Annotated in this window: 8 protein-coding genes and 6 pseudogenes; 7 read left to right on the plus strand and 7 right to left on the minus strand. The window is 64.2% G+C overall.

Going from position 1 to position 16995, the window contains the following annotated elements:
- The 4 pseudogenes from PV679_RS22250 to PV679_RS22265 form a co-directional block, all read left to right on the plus strand.
- Positions 1-453 (plus strand): annotated as a pseudogene (locus tag PV679_RS22250) (DDE-type integrase/transposase/recombinase); the annotation flags it as partial.
- Positions 454-986: 533 nt separating this feature from the next.
- A pseudogene (locus tag PV679_RS22255) lies at positions 987-2789 on the plus strand (reverse transcriptase domain-containing protein).
- A 104-nt stretch (positions 2790-2893) separates the two neighbouring features.
- Positions 2894-3064 (plus strand): annotated as a pseudogene (locus PV679_RS22260) (integrase core domain-containing protein); the annotation flags it as partial.
- Positions 3058-3238 (plus strand): annotated as a pseudogene (locus PV679_RS22265) (IS5/IS1182 family transposase); the annotation flags it as partial. The pseudogenes PV679_RS22260 and PV679_RS22265, both read left to right, overlap by 7 nt.
- A gap of 64 nt (positions 3239-3302) precedes the next feature.
- Here PV679_RS22265 and PV679_RS22270 read toward each other — a convergent pair.
- The 3 genes and pseudogenes from PV679_RS22270 to PV679_RS22280 all read right to left on the minus strand — a co-directional run.
- Positions 3303-4340 carry an IS630 family transposase gene (locus PV679_RS22270; RefSeq protein ID WP_319682114.1) on the minus strand — a complete coding sequence of 346 codons (1038 nt, stop codon included), beginning with the start codon at positions 4338-4340 and terminating at the stop codon, positions 3303-3305.
- A 171-nt stretch (positions 4341-4511) separates the two neighbouring features.
- On the minus strand, positions 4512-4709 hold the full coding sequence (locus PV679_RS22275; RefSeq protein ID WP_319682115.1) for a hypothetical protein: 198 nt from the start codon (positions 4707-4709) through the stop codon (positions 4512-4514).
- A 125-nt stretch (positions 4710-4834) separates the two neighbouring features.
- Positions 4835-5213 (minus strand): annotated as a pseudogene (locus PV679_RS22280) (NUDIX hydrolase); the annotation flags it as partial.
- Here PV679_RS22280 and PV679_RS22285 point away from each other — a divergent pair.
- The 3 genes and pseudogenes from PV679_RS22285 to PV679_RS22295 form a co-directional block, all read left to right on the plus strand.
- A pseudogene (locus PV679_RS22285) lies at positions 5208-6362 on the plus strand (replication initiator); the annotation flags it as partial. The pseudogenes PV679_RS22280 and PV679_RS22285 overlap by 6 nt on opposite strands.
- On the plus strand, positions 6362-6586 hold the full coding sequence (locus tag PV679_RS22290; RefSeq protein ID WP_319682116.1) for a helix-turn-helix domain-containing protein: 225 nt from the start codon (positions 6362-6364) through the stop codon (positions 6584-6586). The pseudogene PV679_RS22285 and the gene PV679_RS22290, both read left to right, overlap by 1 nt.
- Entirely contained in the window at positions 6586-8010 is a 1425-nt protein-coding gene (locus PV679_RS22295) for a site-specific integrase (protein ID WP_319682117.1), read from the plus strand. The genes PV679_RS22290 and PV679_RS22295 overlap by 1 nt, the downstream gene beginning before the upstream one ends.
- A 47-nt stretch (positions 8011-8057) precedes the next feature.
- Here PV679_RS22295 and PV679_RS22300 read toward each other — a convergent pair whose 3' ends face one another.
- From PV679_RS22300 to PV679_RS22315, 4 genes are all read right to left on the minus strand, one after another.
- The gene (locus PV679_RS22300) at positions 8058-8690 is read right to left on the minus strand and encodes a hypothetical protein (protein ID WP_319682118.1); all 633 of its coding nucleotides are present in this window, start codon (positions 8688-8690) and stop codon (positions 8058-8060) included.
- Entirely contained in the window at positions 8690-9001 is a 312-nt protein-coding gene (locus PV679_RS22305; protein WP_319682119.1) for a hypothetical protein, read from the minus strand. The genes PV679_RS22300 and PV679_RS22305 overlap by 1 nt, the downstream gene beginning before the upstream one ends.
- A gap of 911 nt (positions 9002-9912) precedes the next feature.
- Complete coding sequence (locus PV679_RS22310) at positions 9913-10323, minus strand: hypothetical protein (protein ID WP_319682120.1); 411 nt, start codon at positions 10321-10323, stop codon at positions 9913-9915.
- A 5-nt stretch (positions 10324-10328) separates the two neighbouring features.
- Positions 10329-16814, minus strand: a complete 6486-nt coding sequence (locus tag PV679_RS22315) for a polymorphic toxin-type HINT domain-containing protein (protein ID WP_416069775.1) — start codon at positions 16812-16814, stop codon at positions 10329-10331.
- Between the last annotated feature and the right edge of the window lie 181 nt (positions 16815-16995).

Below are 16995 nucleotides of genomic sequence, written 5' to 3' on the forward strand. Positions count from 1 at the left end.
ACGGCATCGCCCGCCTCGCCCACCTCGACCGGGCCACCAGCCGCCCGATACGGCGCTACGAACACGACGCCCCCGGCGACCTGGTCCACGTCGACATCAAGAAACCCGGCAACATCCCCGACGGCGGCGGCCACAAAGTCCTCGGCCGGCAGGCCGGGCCGCAAGAACCGCGCCAAGGCCGGCATGAGCTACCTGCACAACGCGGTCGACGACCACTCCCGCCTCGCCTACAGCGAGATCCTCACCGACGAGAAGAAGGAAACCGCCGCCGCCTTCTGGCAGCGGGCCCACGCCTTCTTCACCGCCGCGGGAATCACCGTCCAGCGCGTCCTGACCGACAACGGCGCCCGCTACAAATCCCACCACTGGCGCGACACCCTTGCCGCACACGGCATTTCACACAAGCGCACCCGGCCCTACCGGCCCCAGACCAACGGGAAAGTCGAACGCTTCAAGTGCGCCACGAGGCGCTCTGTCGTATCCCCGGCATAGCCGGGAGGAAATCGAGAGGAGGTTCCTGGGCCTAATGGCTTACCTGAATCCGAAAGGTGAAGGGGACCAGAGCATGCCAGGAAACCAGCAGCCGGGTCCAGGCGTCAGGGACGGTGTGCTGGGAGGCCCGCGTGATATGGCGAAGGCTTGACTGCCTGAATCCCAATCTCCAGGAGATGGAAGTTCACATCCGCCGGAAAGACGACAGAAACCGGCGCCAGCCCTGCGGAGTTCGCGTTGAACGGACTCCGCAACTCTCGGGGCCAGGAGCGATGTCCAGTGAGGACATTCAAGGAGATGAGTGGGGCGCCTAAGTCGCGCTATGACGTGCGACAGAGACGAACGTGGGATCGCCTAACGGGCGCGAGCCCCATGGTGACGGAGGCCCCGTAGTAGTCGCCGGAGTCACGACCGGCCAAGGAGGACGGGAAAGCCGTCCACATCGGGCGAAGGGGGCCAGGTGATCGGACACCCGAAGTCGGGAGGTATGCGAAATGCAGAACGCCGAAACGGTGCTGGGTGTCCTGCGTGAGCGCGGCAGGCGCGGTCTGCCGTGCGGGGAACTGTATCGACAGATGTTCAATCCGCAGTTGTATCTACTGGCCTACGGCCGAATCTACTCCAACAAGGGGGCGATGACGCCAGGGGCCACGCAGGAGACCGTGGACGGTATGTCAACGGGACGGATTGACCGCATCATTGATGCGATGCGCCACGAGCGCTATCGGTTCCGCCCCGCGAGACGCGTCTATATCCCGAAGAAACAGAGCGGGAAGACTCGGCCTCTCGGCTTGCCTACCTGGTCGGATAAATTGGTCGGCGAAGTGGTACGACTCCTGCTGGAGGCGTATTACAAGCCGGTATTCTCCGGCCGGTCCCACGGATTCCGTCCTCGAAAAGGCTGCCACACCGCGCTACGCGAAGTGGCCAACACCTGGACGGGGACGACCTGGTTCATCGAGGGCGACATCGCCGACTGCTTCGGAAGCCTCGACCACGAGGTCATGCTCCGAACTCTGGGCGAGAAGGTCCACGACAGCCGGTTCCTGCGGCTGGTGCGGAACATGCTGACGGCCGGATACCTGGAGGACTGGATCTGGCACGCGACGCTGAGCGGAGCTCCGCAAGGCGGCGTAACCTCACCTGTCCTGTCCAATATCTACCTGCACAAGCTGGACACCTACGTCGAGCAGACACTGATCCCGGAATACACCCGAGGAAACCTCCGTGCACGCAGTACGGAGTACCGGCGGGTGGAATCGGCGATCGCACGTGCCCGCCGAAGAGGCGACCGCACCGAGGCACGGTCTCTCTACAAGCGGTTGCACCGTCTCCCCAGCCAGGACCCCAACGATCCTGACTATCGGAGACTGCGATACGTGCGCTACGCGGACGACACCCTTCTTGGGTTTGTCGGACCGAAGGCCGAAGCCGAAGAAATCAAACGGCGTCTGGCGACATTCTTGCGTGAAGACCTCAAGCTGGAGCTGTCGCAGGAGAAAACGCTGATCACCCATGCCCGCACAGGCAGGGCTCGATTCCTCGGCTATGAGATTTCGACGGCGAGTACGGACCGCAGTACACGGCGACCGTCAGCGACGGACCGACGCAACCGCCGGTCCCTCAACGGAACGATCGTCCTGCACGTGCCCGCCACCGTAGTCAAGGCCAAGTCCGCACCCTTCCTGGCACGCGGAAAGCCCGCCTGCCAGAACTCGCTTGTGAGCGAGTCCGACCATGTCATTGTCGGAAAGTTCGGTATCGAGTATCGGGGTGTCGTCCAGTACTACCTGATGGCTGGTGATGTCTTTCGGCTTCACCGGCTGCATTGGGTCATGGAGACAGCAATGCTCCGGACCTTGGCGCGAAAGCACGGCTCGACGGTGTCGAAGATGGCGGCCCGCTTCAAGGCCAAGATCGAGACGCCGTATGGGCCGCGCACCTGTTTCGAGGCTCGCATGCCACGGGACAACAGAAAGGAACTGGTAGCACGGTTCGGAGGGATTCCCCTCAAGCGGCAGAAGACGGCGGAGTTGACCGACCGTCTGGCCGGTCCCGCCTATCCCCACAAGGAGTTGATCCGTCGACTCCAGGGAAATCGGTGCGAGGTTTGCGATCAAGCTGGTGAGGTGGAGGTTCACCACATCAGGTCACTCAACGACCTCAGCTGACTGGACGGGCCGTCCCCCGATTGGATGAATCTCATGGCCAGGCGCCGGCGCAAGGCTCTCGTGGTCTGCGGTGCCTGTCACGAGCGCATCCACACCGGGAAACCGAACGCAACACTCACGCAGTAGTCACTAGAGAGCCGGATGCTCGGAAACGGGCCCGTCCGGTTCGGAGGGAGGCCGAGCGGAAAAGGCCCTGCCAGCAGGGACCTCGCCGCTCGGCCGACCCTACCCGGACCCTGCTGGACGAGTGGGCCTACGCCAAGACCTACCGCACCGAGACCGAACGACGCGACGCCTACCCCGCATGGCTCCACATCTACAATCACCACCGCGGACACACCGCGCTCAAAGGCCAACCACCCGCCAGCCGCATCCCCAACCTCACGGGTCAATACAGCTAGGGGACTGGACCGAGGCCGGCGTGTGGCCCCGCCTCCACGAGGCGCTCCTTGCCGAACTCCGGGCGGCCGGCCCGCTCGACATGGACGACGCGGCGGTGGACGGCTCGCACGTCAGGTCCCTCAAAGGGGGCGCACACCGGACCTTCGCCGGTCGACCGGGGCCGACCGGGCAGCCCCGTCAGCACACCAACGAGGATTCATGAACGATCGAGGCTAGTGTCTCGTGATTCCGTTTGTATCACTTTGAGTTGTTTGCGACGAGTTTCTTGACGTTGGTCTGGACGAGTCGGACCTTCGTCAGGATCTCTTCGGCAGTTGCGGTCCAGGTGAACGGTTTGGCCTCGGAGTTCCAGGAGTCGATGTAGTCGCGGATCTGTTTGATCAGGACGTTCACGCTGGAGAACGTGCCGCGGCGGATTGACTGGCGGGTCAGGATTCCGAACCAGGTCTCGATTTGGTTGATCCAGGAAGACCCGACGGGGGTGAAGTGGAAGTGGACGTGCGGATTACTCGCCAGCCATGCCTTCACCTCCGGCGTGGTGTGGGTGGAGAGGTTGTCCAGAACGACGTGGATCTCCTTGCCCGCGTGCGGTTTCACCGCCTTCTTCAGGAAGGCCAGGAAGTTCTTGCCGTTCCGGCTCGGCTTGCACTCACCGATGACTTCGCCGGTGCCGACGTTGAGGGCGGCGAACAGGTTCGTGGTGCCGTACCGGACGTAGTCGTACGTGCGCTTCTCCGTGGCCGCGAAGGTGACGGGCAGCACCGGCTGGGTCCGGTCCAGCGCCTGGACCTGTGTCTTCTCGTCGATGGACAGCACGACCGCGCCGCCCGGTGGGGCGAGGTAGAGGCCGACGACATCGGCGACCTTGTCCGCGAACGCGGAGTCCTTCGAAATCTTGAAGGTGCCACTGCGGTGCGGCTTGAGATTCTCCTCGCGCCAGACCCGCGCAACGTAGTGCCAGGACACGGTGGCGTTCTCGGTCCGCTTCACATACTTCGCCAGCTCGCGTGTGGACCAATGCGAAAGACCGGTGACGGCCGGCGGCGTCATGCGCGTCAGCGCGATCAACCGAGCCCGAATCCGCGCCGGAACCTGCTCCCGGGCCCCGCCGGGCCGGTCGCCTTCCAGACCGGCCGGCCCGTGCTCGGCATAACGGGTCTTCCAGCGGTCCACCGTCGGCAGCGACACCCCGAGCAACTCGGCAATGTCCCTGCGCCGACGTCCCTCGCCCGACCACAGGACGATCCGGGCCCGCATCGCTATATCCGCGGGCACGTCCCGACTGTTGACCAACTCCCGCAACTCGGCCGCCTGTTCCACAGAGAGCTCCATACCAAGAGAACGAGCCACACGAGATCAAGCAATGCTGACGGGATCACGAGACACTAGAACCCAAGCCATGGGTGCCGGGGCTTTAGATTTGCATGAGCGATCACATCACAGCGGTTAACTCCCACCACCGAGTGGCAGATCCGGCAGGCTATCCAAGAGAGCCCTCACTTTATCCTTGGTCGCCCCTACGCGCGTCTGAAAGTCGCGGTCATCCCCGGTCTCAAGCGCTTCCATCATCAGCGCTTCAACCAGAAAGAATTCCGCTCTGAGCATCGTGATCACGACCTGATCCCCGCAATCCTCCACATGCATCAGAATCGTCCTCTCACTCTGACTTGAAGTTTCTGGTGAAGTACATAAGGTCAGGCGGGGTTTGCTGGTCCGGTGGGGTGCGTGGTTGTGCGGGGTAGTTGCCGTCATCTACTGCCGTCATCGGTTCAGCCGAGATAGGGGCTCTCGCGTCGCTCCAGGAAGTGCCGGAGCCGAAGCCGTTGGGTGTGATGCATGGCCAGTTCGTCGATTTCCTCGGGCGGCACGAAGCGGAGTTCGGTGGATTCGTGGGAGATCTCCAGTCGGCCGCCGGTAATGCGGGCGGTGAAGCAGACGTTGAACTGCCGCCGTATCTCGCCGTCGGCGTAGGCGACGATGTGTTTCGGGTCGGTGTAGGCCGACGAGACCGGTGATCTCGACGTCGAGGCCGGTCTCTTCCTTGACTTCGCGGACGGCGGTGCCGGGCAGTAAGTCGGTGACGTCCATGCCTCCGCCGGGCAGCGCCCACAGGTCGTTGTCGCGACGGCGCTGGAAGAGGACGCCGCCGACACGTACCACCTCATCCGCGCCGGCCTGTCCGGCGGCAAGACCGTGCCCGACACCGTCCGCACCCATCCCCGCGTCTTCGCCACCCTCACCGCGCCCTCCTTCGGCCCCGTCCACAACCGCCCCGACACCCGGCCCTGCCGCTGCGGCACCCGCCACGAACCCACAGACCCCCTGCTGGGCACGCCCCTGGCCCCGGCGACATACGACTACACGGGCGCGGTCCTCTTCAACGCCCACGCCGGAGCCTTGTGGGCCCGCTTCACCACCTACCTGCGCCGCGAGCTCGCCGTCCGGCGGGACCTCACCCAGAAGGCCGCCCGCGCCGTGCTGCGGGTCTCCTTCGCCAAGGTCGCCGAGTACCAGAAGCGCGGCCTGGTCCACTTCCACGCCGTGATCCGACTCGACGGACCCGACTGCAGCGCCCAGCCCCCGCCCTCGCATGCCACCGCCGCCGTGCTCACCGACGCCATCAGGGCCGCCGCACCGCGCGCCCGCATCTCCGTCGACTCTGATGCGCTCGGGGAACGCGAACTCGGCTGGGGGCAGCAGCTTGACGTGCGCGAGATCGCCACTTTCGGTACCGACGCCGAACTCAGCGACCAGGCCGTGGCCGCCTACGTCGCGAAGTACGCCACCAAGTCCGCCGACGCCTCCGGCGCCCTCGACCGCTCCCTGTTCTGCCGCCCCTGCCAGGGACGCGGCGCCACCCTCCTGCCCCACGGAACGCCGCTCCCGTGTACCGCCTGCGACGGCACCGGGCAGGCCCGGCCGCTGCCCCGGCCTGCCGTCGCCCGGCACGTGCGGCAGATGATCCGCACCTGCTGGGAGCTGGGCAAGCTACCCGAGTTCGCCGAGCTCAAGCTCTGGAAGTGGGCGCACATGCTCGGCTTCCGGGGCCACTTCTCCACCAAGTCCCGCCACTACTCCACCACCCTGGGCGCGCTGCGCGACGCCCGCCGCACCTGGCGCACCGAACAGTCCCACGCCCATGCCGGCCTGCCCGAGCACGACCCGGCCACCACGCTCGTCGTCGGCCAGTGGGACTACCTCGGCTCGGGCTACAGCCCCGGCGCAGCCCTCCTCGCCGCCCACGTCTGGCACCGCAGAGAGATGGAACGGCAGTTCACGGCCGAAGGAGGCTGCTGATGACCTCGCCCCCACCCACCGTCCTCCACGCCGAGGCGGCACCGGCACTGGATCTGCTCACAGTGCCCCAGGTGATGGCCCGCCTCCAGCTCGGTCGCTCAACCGTCTACGACCTGCTCCGCACCGGCCAACTCGCCTCGATCACCCTCGGCCGCGCCCGCCGCATCCCCACCCACGCCCTCACCGACTTCATCCGCACCCGCCTCGAACAGGAAGCCGCCTGATGACCACCTCCCGGGACACCCCCGCCTCCCGCCGCGTACGCGCCAACGGCGACGGAACCATCTACCAGCGCAAGGACAGCCGCTGGGAGGCCGCCGGATACGCGCTGGCCCCCGGCAACACCCGCAAGCGCGTCCGCGTTTACGGCACCACCCGCAAGGAGGCCCTGTCCAAGCTGACCGAGAAGATCGCCGCCAGCAACCGCGGCCTCCCGGTCCCCTCCGCCCAGGGCAGCGTGGCTACATACCTGACGTACTGGCTGGAGAACGTCGCTGCCTACCACCTCCGCGAAAACACCCACACCCGCTACACCGCCTGCGTGAACCGGTACCTCATCCCCGGCCTGGGTAAGAAGAAGCTCGCCAAACTCACCGCCAAGGACGTCCGCACCTGGCTCAACCAGCTCCGCACCACCTGCCAATGCTGCGCGCGCGGCCTCGACGCCGCCCGTGTCGAGCCCCTCTGCTGCGTTGCCGGAAAGTGCTGCGCGAGGCGGCTCTCACCGCTGACCCTGGCCTACGTGCACTCCGTCCTCAAGTCCGCCCTGGAGCACGCTGTACACGAGGAGGAGATCCCGCGCAACGTCGCCCGTAACGTCCGCACCGGCACACCCCGGCCCCGACGCTTCGAACCTCTTACCGCCGACGAAGCCCGCCAGTTCCTCACAGCCGCGCGCAGACACCGGCTCCATGCCCTGTTCGAACTCGCGCTCCACACCGGACTCCGCAAAGGCGAACTCCTCGGCCTCCGCTGGGAAGATCTCGATCTCGACCGGAGCACGGCTGCCATCCGCCGCACCTTGCAGCGCACCAACACGGGCGGGCTCACCACGTTGCCCACCAAAACCCGGGCTTCCGAGCGCCGCATCGCTCTCCCCGCCCGCTGCCTCCAGTCGCTGAAGCACCACCACGAGGAGCAGCAGCGCGAACGGCACGCGGCAGGAACCGAGTGGCAGCACAACGGGTACGTGTTCACCACGCCACGGGGCAGGCCGATCGACCCGACCAACCCCACCCGCACCTTCACCACGCTCCTCCTCACGGCCGACCTCCGCCACTCCACCGCCACCCTCCTCCTGGAACAAGGAGTCGAACTCGTCGTCATCAAGGAACTCCTCGGCCACGCCCACATCGGCGTCACCGCCACCGTCTACGCCCACGTCCGACTCCGCCTCCAGCGCGACGCCATCGACACTCTCAGCACCGCGCTCAACGACCCGACGAACACCGAGATGGCCAACGGCGACGGCGCCGAATCGCCACCCTGCGCCGCCCCGACGTTGCCGTCAATTACTGCCGTCACCCCGCGCAGAAGCCCCGCCAGGACTCACCTGACGGGGCTTCATATTTGCATAAGCGAACTTCCGTGCGGAGCTCAACACCTGGGCCGGATCGTGGAACTCGACGAGGAGCCTTGGTTCCCATGATGCCGACGGAGCATCCTACCGAAACATCGGCGGGATGCTCCGTGCCGTTACGGCTGTCTACCGCTCGGAGGCCCATAGTTGGCAGTCAGGGTTGCGGCGTACTCGTCCGGGACGGTCTGACCCTCGAAGGTCAGCGAGAGATACGACTCCAGAGCGTCTGACACCTCCAGGAAGGGCCCGAACTGCGCGCGCCATTCATTCCGTGCGGCCATGTTGGGAAACCCCCTGAAAACTGCAACCTCGGGATCCCTTTCACCCCAACACCCCCATCTTCCGGAAGGTCCGGTCACAGCGATGACGTTCGCAGAGATTGCAATCGACCCCATGATGTCACCGTCCGGCTCGTGACCGATCGCCGCCCAGTAGTCGTCCACGTCGGCCCCTACGGACAACGACACCGCCGGATACATCCGATACTCCGGACGGTAGAACGCATCGCAATCCGGCTCAAGAACCAGCAGTTCGACGTGACTGTCGCCATGCCACCGGGCCATCGCGCAGAGCGCCGGCCAGAATTCCGGGGTGAGAACTGCATCGAACTCACAGAACAGTGAGCCCTCCACACCGCCTTTGAAGACCTGGCCAGGCAGCCTGGCATCAAGATCGAAGGTGGCTGCACTACGGGAGTGAACACCCAGATAGCCGTTGCGATCGACCACTATCGAACCTGCCTCTGCCATTAGTCCTCACCCAGTCTGATCTTGATGTCGGCCTTCTTGGACCCCGGATTGTAGTAGTCAGCCGTCCACCCCTTGTGGCTGTTCGCCTTCCCTCGAAGAAAATACCTTGCCCCATCCTTCTCGTACATGATGTTCGGGCCCTTTTCGGTGCGGCTCCACCCATTGGCCTCAAGATTCTTTCCGAAGTCCACGGGACCCACGTCTGTCGATTTGTTTGGCATGCGGGCGCCGGGACTCGTGATGTCCTCGTATTTCGATGCGGTCGGGCAGTTGCTGTTGTGAACCAGCACCGGCGTCTCGCCAGCCAGCACATAGTACGTGTGGCACTCGACCCTGTTCTACCTGCGTTTTCGCAGGTGAGCGGGGTTTTGACGGTCCGTCGAGGTTCGTTGTCGTGCACCGTTGTGCGTGGTTGTTGCCGTCACTACTGCCGTCAGCGGTCTAGACCTAGATGGCTACATGAGGCGCTCGGTGAGGTCGTCCACGATCCAGTCGGCCACATGGAGGTGCTCGGGCCTCAGCCGCCGACCGTCAGCCACGACGGCGGGTGCGCCGGACAGTCACCCGTCACGTGTGTCTCGCTCAGCCCCCACCGGCACCAGCCACGCTGTCCATGCCGTCACGGCCTGAGCCAGCGCCGGGCCCTGGCGTACGGGACGGCCGTCCGGCTCGCCAGGGGTTCGCCGCTCTGCCGACCGGATCTCGATCCGCTGGGCGTGCGCGCCGAGTGGCCGGTGGGCGTCGCCAGCGGGGCGGCAGACAGGAGCGGGCGGCGGTCACCGGCCGCCGGCGCCGCGGCGGCCCGCGTCAGCGGGGCGCCCTTGATCAAGTAAAGAAACTCTGAACAGCTCTCGGGGAGACATCCCCTGTCGCCGCGCTGAGGGCATAGTCCAAGGTCAGCGTCATCCCGCTCCCGCCTGGCACAGGACGAGCCCGTCGGAACCTCGACCACATCCATATTCGGCGTCACAGCCACCCCGTACGCCTCCCGCGCGACGCCATCGGCCTCCTCGGCGACGCCCTCCGCAACCCCACCCGGCAACGGTGACCCACCACGCTGCGCAGCCCGCGTCCGCCGACGTTGCCGTCAACTACTGCCGTCAGAAGCTTGCACAGCCCCGCCAGGCACATGCCTCACGGGGCTGAGATTCACCAGTGCGAACTCAAGATCTCTTTCCTACCTCAAGCTCATTCCTCCTGAATGGCCCATTTATTCATCCCTCTATGAGTCGATGAAGTCGGGGCTGATACCCAGCTCAAGAACATCTCGCCGCACATCCGTAACGAACGCATCGATACACGCGGCGACCTCGCCCCATGAAACGGGAGAACTCTTCAACTCCGGCGTGAACATTGATCCCACCGTCCAGCCTGATCCGCTGCCGAGGATTTGGACCGCACCCGGCTCTTCGAAGGAGAGCGAAGCGAAAAGGAAGTCCGGAGCTTGCTTCTCACCCAGCGAAACCCAACGGGCAAGCTCACGCGCCAACTCCGCCACGGGGAAATAAGGCTCCTCGTAGATCACGCCACGTCCATCGACCACCTTGATCGAGGCCTCAATGTTTACGAGGTAGTCCGCGATCGTCGCCCCTCTCAGGTCGTTCGCATTGATTGCGCCGTAGAGAATCTTCATCCGAATCATCCCACATTGAACGGAAATGCGTTGATCACTCTGCCGTCGTTGGCCACAATGATCCTGATTCCTGTCTGGCCTTTAGTTCCGACGGCACGTCCCATGTCCACTTCCATCTTGAAGGTGCCATCCAGGCCGTTCGGCTTGAAACTCGCACCTCTAGATCTGAGCCCTTCAGCGATCCACGATTGCGCTTCCGATACGTCGGCTGTATTGAACTTGGCGTAGCGCCCCTCAAAGGACGAGAGATGCTTGTTCTTGACAAAGATACCCGCAGGATTCTCGGCAGCCTTAAAAGCGGCTTCCGAGGCGGAAGGTATAGCACAGTTGCTGTTGTGAACGAGGATCGGAGTCTTCCCCGCCAGCACATAGTACGTGTGCATGCCTTCGACGGTGAGGTTGTACATGTCGGCTGCGCCGGGCCGAACACTGATGCTCATGATCAGGGCGTGCTCACCAGCGACAGTATTGAGTGTGTGGCCTGGTGCGAGTTTACCGGCCGGAACCCAGGTGTGGGCGGTATCATCCCAGAACGGGTGCTTGGAGGTCGTATGAAGGGTAGCGTTGTCGCCTTGGCGGTTCTGGATGTTCAGGTCTATGAGATCGTCGTCGTGGTGAACGAGTTGAGCCGTGACGGTCTTGGGGCTGCGATGCCTTCCGTTTGAGGGGTCAGCCGTTTCGACTTTATCGCCCGGCTTGATTTCATCTATCTGCTTGATCTTGCCTTTTTCCATCAGCACCAAGGTGCTGGGACTAAAGCTGCAGCCGGCACCCTTGCGAATCTTCCCCAGTGCTGCTTTTGCACCCTTGTCGGCCGCGCTGGCGATGGCCCTCTCCGTCATTGCCGCCACTCCGCCACTCAGGAGAATTGGAACTACCTCACTGGCTTCTTTCTCGGCGGCGTACGCACCACTGTCGACGACACAGCTCTTCGGATTATTGAGACAGTACGTTGCAGCGACTTTTTTGGCCGCAGCCAAGTCGTGCGTGTTCCCATACAGCTCTGCGGCTTTTAGACAGGCCATGCGCCCCCAGCATGCCATGGCCGTTCTGTCACCATCGCCGATAGGCGCATACCAATAATCTCCAAGCTTTTCGTATGCATACGATACCCAATTTATCATCAGACTGCTGCCGTCCCAGCCATTCTCGGCACGAGGCAGATAAGAGATCAGTTCTGCGGCAGTCGGCTTTTCGGGACTTGTGTCCCCGTCACTGCCCGGTTTGCTACCGCTGTCGCCTGTACCGTCGCTGTTGCCAGTTGGGGTCGCATGGTGTCCTGCGCAGAGTTCAGGGTTTACGTCGCACTTGGTACGGCCCGTGGGGTCGCTGTAGGTGACCGGGTTGTTCTCGGTGTAGCTGTACGCGTTGAGCTGCTGGGGGTCGGCCGTATCCAGGACTGGGTCGACGCTCATGAAGCGGCCGGTGTCGGGGTCGTATTCGCGGGCCCCGAGGTGAGTGAGCCCGGTGGTGGCGTCCTGGGTGCCGCCGACGAACCCCTTCTGGCCGGGCCAGGTGGTGGGCGGGGTACCGCGAGAAGCGCCGAAGGGTGTGGAACGGCGTTGCTTCATGACCAGGTCGGTGGCCGCGATGGCGAGTTCGGAGGTTCCGTGGTGGTCACCGATGAGGAAGGTGAGTTTGTTGTCGTCGGTGCGGATGGCCTGGTTGCCGCCGCCGAGGTCGTAGTAGCGGGTGGCCTTCGCTTTGGTCGCGCCCTTGGTGAGGGTTAGTTCGGTGGCGCCGAGGTAGAGAGTCGTGTCGGTGGCGGTCCGGGCGACCAGGCGATTGCCGTCGGCGTCGTAGACGTAGGAGGCGAGGGTCTTGGTGGCGCCGCTGCCGTCGGGTGCGGTGACCTTGGCCAGGTGTCCTTCAGCGTCCCATTCGAGGGTCTGCTTGTCTCCGCTGATGGTGCGGGTAGCGGTGTTGCCCGTGGCGTCGGGGGTGTAGCTGGTTCTCGATGTGCCGTCCGGGCCTGCCGTGTCGACCTGGGTGAGGAAGTGGGGGTGGGTGGCGCCGGTGTCGGGGTAGGCGTAGGTGCGGTAGATGTCCTTCGCTGCCGAGCCGCTCGTGTCGTGGAGCGTCTCCGACTTCCGATTGCCGCTGAGGTCGTAGGTGTAGGACTGCCAGTAGGGGGCGGGTCCGCCGAGGGCGGATGCTCCGGGTGTCGCGCAGGTGGTGGTGTTCTGTGCCCAGGCTTCGGTCAGGCGTGCGAGGTAGTCGTACTGGAAGCACTGGTTGTCGGTGCCGTCACGGGAGACGTCACTGATGGATGTGACATTGCCGGCCTCGTCGTAACCGTACGTGGAGGACTTGTCGGTGCCCGGCACGTCCTCACGGTCGACCTGGGCCTTGTCCAGGCGCTGAGTGCCCCATTGGTAAATGTTGCTGACCAGAGTCTTCTTGCCACCGCTCTGGTAGGTGAACTGCAGCGGCTTGCCCGTGAGGCTGTACTTGGTGTCGGTGAGATAGGTGGTTCCGCCAGTTCCGGTCAGCGTGACGGGGCGTAGCGTCTCGTCGTAGGTGGGGACGAGACCGTCCGCAGCAAGGGAGCCCGCTGCGGGATACCCGGTCGACTGGAGGGTGCCGTCGACGTTGTACTTGACGTTCGATTGGTAAGCGCCGGCCAGTCCCTCCTCCCCTGCGACCGAGGGGATGGTGGTAGTGATCCGGTTGGGCCGGTAGAGAGTGTCATAAATGTTGTAGGTGGTGGTGTAGGCAGATCCGGTTGCCCCGCCCACGTAGCGAGTGGCCGAGGCGAGCTGGCCTTCGGCTCCGGATGGGTCCCAGACATGCTTGGTCAGCAGGGGGCCGGTCGCGCCGCCGTCGTGGGTCTCGGTCTCGCGGCCGATACCGTCGTACACGTGCGTGACGGTCTGCTTGCGGGCATCAGTGGTGGAGGTGAGCACGTTGCGGTCGTCGTATGCCGAGGTCGCGTCGCCCTTGTCCGGGTCGTGCACACCAGTCAGGTTGCCTCGCTGATCGTAGGTGTACGACCAGGTGTTGCCTGAGGGGTCGGTGAGTTTCGCAAGTTTGCCGGCGGGGGTGTAGTCGTAATGGGTGGTGTCGGCCGGCCCTGTGGGGTTGACGGCGTGGTACTGCAGCAGGTCTGTGGTGTTGCCCCGCACGTCGGAGACGGTGGTGGTGGGGGTGGCTCCATGGGGAGGCGTGACGTTGATGCGGTCGCCGCCGTAGGTGGTGCTGGTGGTGGCTAGTACGGTGCCGCCGTCGCCGTTGCCCGCCACCTGCTGGGACTTGATTACGCGTCCTAGCCCGTCGTAGGTGTTCCACGCCTGGGTCTCAACCGCGAGTGCGTTGTCGAGTACGAGCAGTTCCGCCGAGGGTGCTCCAGTGTTGTAATACGTGGCGAAGGACTTCGCTGTAAGGCCCCGCTCGTCGTAGAACGTGTCGTCGACCAGCCGACCGCCGTCCGGGCCCGGAGCCTGAGTCTGGCGAGGGCGCAGGAATCCGTCGTAGAGGGTGTACGCGGTCTGCTGAGCGCCGGCGCCCTTGAGGGTCTTGGTGGCGATCGCGACCGGCTTGTTGTCGGTGATTGAGTAGCTGAACTCGTAGTTCGGAGTATCGCTGTTGGCTTTGGACCGGTTGGGCAGCCAGGTCTTGAGGCTGCGGCCCAGAGCGTCGTAGGTGGTGTCGGTGCGCTTGTTGTTGGTGTCCAGGACAGTGACCGGCAGTCCGCGCAGCGTGTCGTAGGTGGTCTTGGTGGACTGCGCCGTGGCGGCGGTGCCAGGGACGGCGGGTGGGCCGGTCACCGTCATTTCCGTCGGGAAGCCGGTGGTGGGGCTGTAGACGGTAGTGGTGGTCCGGCCGTCCTTGCGGTCGGTACGCACCGGGGCAGCGGTGCCGGTCGCCGTGACGATGCCGGTTATGTCGGTGGCGGTCAGCGGACGACCCGTGGCGGTGTCGTAAGTGGCACCCGCCTCCGTATAGGTGGCGGTGGTTCCGTCATGCGACTTGAGCGTGGCCGTATGAGTGGCGTCGCCCAGGGTGGGCGCCGCGCCATAGTCCTGTCCGTCGTAGGCGTTACGCACGTCCGCAATGACGTCTTTGGAACGGTCTGGGGTGGTGCCGCATTTGGTCGCCACGGTTTCAACCCTGACGACGGCACGCAGTATCCAGGCGATGGTGTTGTCCGCGTACGTCGCACGGGTGCATTCGTCGTCGGAAGCGGTCTTGACATCACCCTCGTCATCGACCTGAACGATCCGTCCTGCGGTGTCCTCAAATGCATTGGTCGTTGAGGCGACGCGCCACTTGACGCCGGCCCCGTTATCGAGCGAGGTCCAACTTCGAGTGTTGGCAGTTCCCGTCAGATTGGCAGTAGTGGTGCCCCAGTCACGTACCCGCTTGGCCGTCTCGTGGTGCCACGGGGTGTTGACGGTCTTGGTCAGGACCCGGCCCCCAGGACCGCTGTACTGCTCGGTCTTGTACTCGAAGCCAGCTGCGGAGTCGTGGTCGGTAATGATGCCACCGTTGTCGTCCGAGACGGTAACCGGGTCCGGCTTAGCCTTGTCGCCGTCCATGCCGCGTAGGAAATAGTGATCCATCTGCGACTTCATGCCGACCGGGTCCTGCCCGCCGGTCTCCACTCGTACATGTGCGTAGCCACGGTAAGTCGACCAAGTCTTGTACTTCTCCTTTGTCAAGCCTTCATCGTCGTCGTAGTGCCAGGCTGCACCGCCCAGATAGGAGTAGCGGGTGACCATGTCGGGCGACGATCCCGTGCGGTCGCTCTGGGTGACCGAATCGACGACATATTTGTTGAACCACTGTCTCGACGGATCCTTGTCGCCTTGCTTGGTGTAAAAGACAGGGAAGCAGCGGGTGGTGTTAGTCTCCGGGGTTGGAAGCTGGTCCTCGTCGCACGCGGCAGCGGAGTACCCGACATTGATTTGCCCGCCAGACTCATCCACGACTTGCGACAGGCGCTCCTTGATGAAGGGAGCGGTGTCGTCGCCGGGCATGTCGAGTCGGTTGGCGCGCTGGTCATAGCCGAAGGTGACCTTCGGCAGCGTGATGTTCGGGGTCGCTGACTTGCCGGTGTACTGAATCGACGAGAGCAAGAGTTGGTAGTCGATGTCCGACATGCCCCAGCCCTGATCCAGGTGCCAGGAGTCGATCGGCGAGTAGCCGGTACCATCCGGCTTGAGGACCTGGGTGGTGATATCGGTCAGGCGCTTGCGGGTCCAGAAACTCGGCGAAATGGCCTTGATGCAGTCGGCGCCGGGCTTGCAGTTGAGGTCCCATGGGGTGTCGTACCAGTAGGACGACTTGTCATCGATTGTGGAGGCGTCGCAGCTCACACCCGACTCGGGCAGGCACCGCTCGGCCGAGGCGAAATCGACGCGCGCGAGTGCCTTGGTCGAGTAGTTGGAGATGCTGCGCAACCCGTAGTCGATGTGGTCCAGAGAACCGCCGCGGTCATAGGAAGTTTCGTCCGTCGACTGGAGGTTCCGTGCGTAGGTGTTGGTCTCCTTATTGTAGAAATAGCCGATGGAGTTGCCGCGCACATCGACGGCGTAGTCGAGGTTCCAGCGCCATGCCTGCTGGCACCAGGAGTCGGCGAACGCCGCCGCGTGGCACGGCTCATTGGCATCGTCGCCGAAGACCGGAACAGTCCAGGTGGAGTTGGTGGTGGGGTTGCCCGATGCCCATCCCGCCAGGCGGTTGTAGCCAAAGTAGTAGCGTGTGCCGTCCGTGGTGGTCACTCGCCAGTATTCGTCGTTGCGAGCGCCATTAGCCCGTACATCGTTACCTGCACCGTAAATACGCTCGACCTTGGTGCCGTCGTCGCCCTTGATCTTGAAACTATCGGCACCCGTCGGGATGAGCTCGCCCGCGTGACCGTCGAAAGAGATGGTCGCGTTGTCGTAGGCCCAGCACAGATCGCCCGACTTGTTCCCGTCGGCGTTCTCCTTCACCCCGTCATCCGCGCACGACCCGTACGAGCGTTCGATTGAACCCGACCAGAGGTTGAAACCGTCGCCCACCCACGAGGACTGGTTGTTGGTATTTTCGGTGCGACCGTCGATGGAACCAGACGAGTACGACAGACCGACTGTGGGGGCGAATTGGCCGGGCACGTTGGGGACCGGCATGTCGTAGGACCAAGAAAAGTCGCCCGTGTTGAGATCCGTGCTCCACGCGGCAGACGGAGACAACGATGTTGCCGTGTAGTCACCTTTGTCGCTCGAAGCACCTGCGGCCAGCGCGAACAGCGAAGCCTGGCCGGAGGCGGCCACGTTCACGGCGTTCGCGGTGAGGATATGTGTGGCCGTGTCATTACGAGTCGTGACGGCAGTGTGAGTGGCGCACGCGTCCTTGGCCGGCGTGGTGGCTGCGCAGGCGGGCAGTTGCACCAGCTTCGCTCGGGCCGCGTATCCGCCACCGTACGCCTGGGCGAAGGCGGAGTAGTCCACGCTGATCCCTACAGCATCCCCTGTGGTGCCAGGCTGGCGCTCAAGGGAGAAGAGCATGCCGTCTACGCCGGCTCGTCGGGCAGCCTCATGGTCCAGCACCCGAACCGTGGCCGCACCCGCAAGTGGTTTTGTTCTGTTGGCCTTTGACGTGGCGGGGGTGGTCAGTGAAACCGGGGTGCGTCCGGCTCGGGTGCGCGCGCTCCTTGTTCCCGGCTGGAGCGTCACATCTGCGGAGGCC

It is taken from the genome of Streptomyces sp. AK02-01A (assembly GCF_033795305.1).
GTDB lineage: Bacteria > Actinomycetota > Actinomycetes > Streptomycetales > Streptomycetaceae > Streptomyces.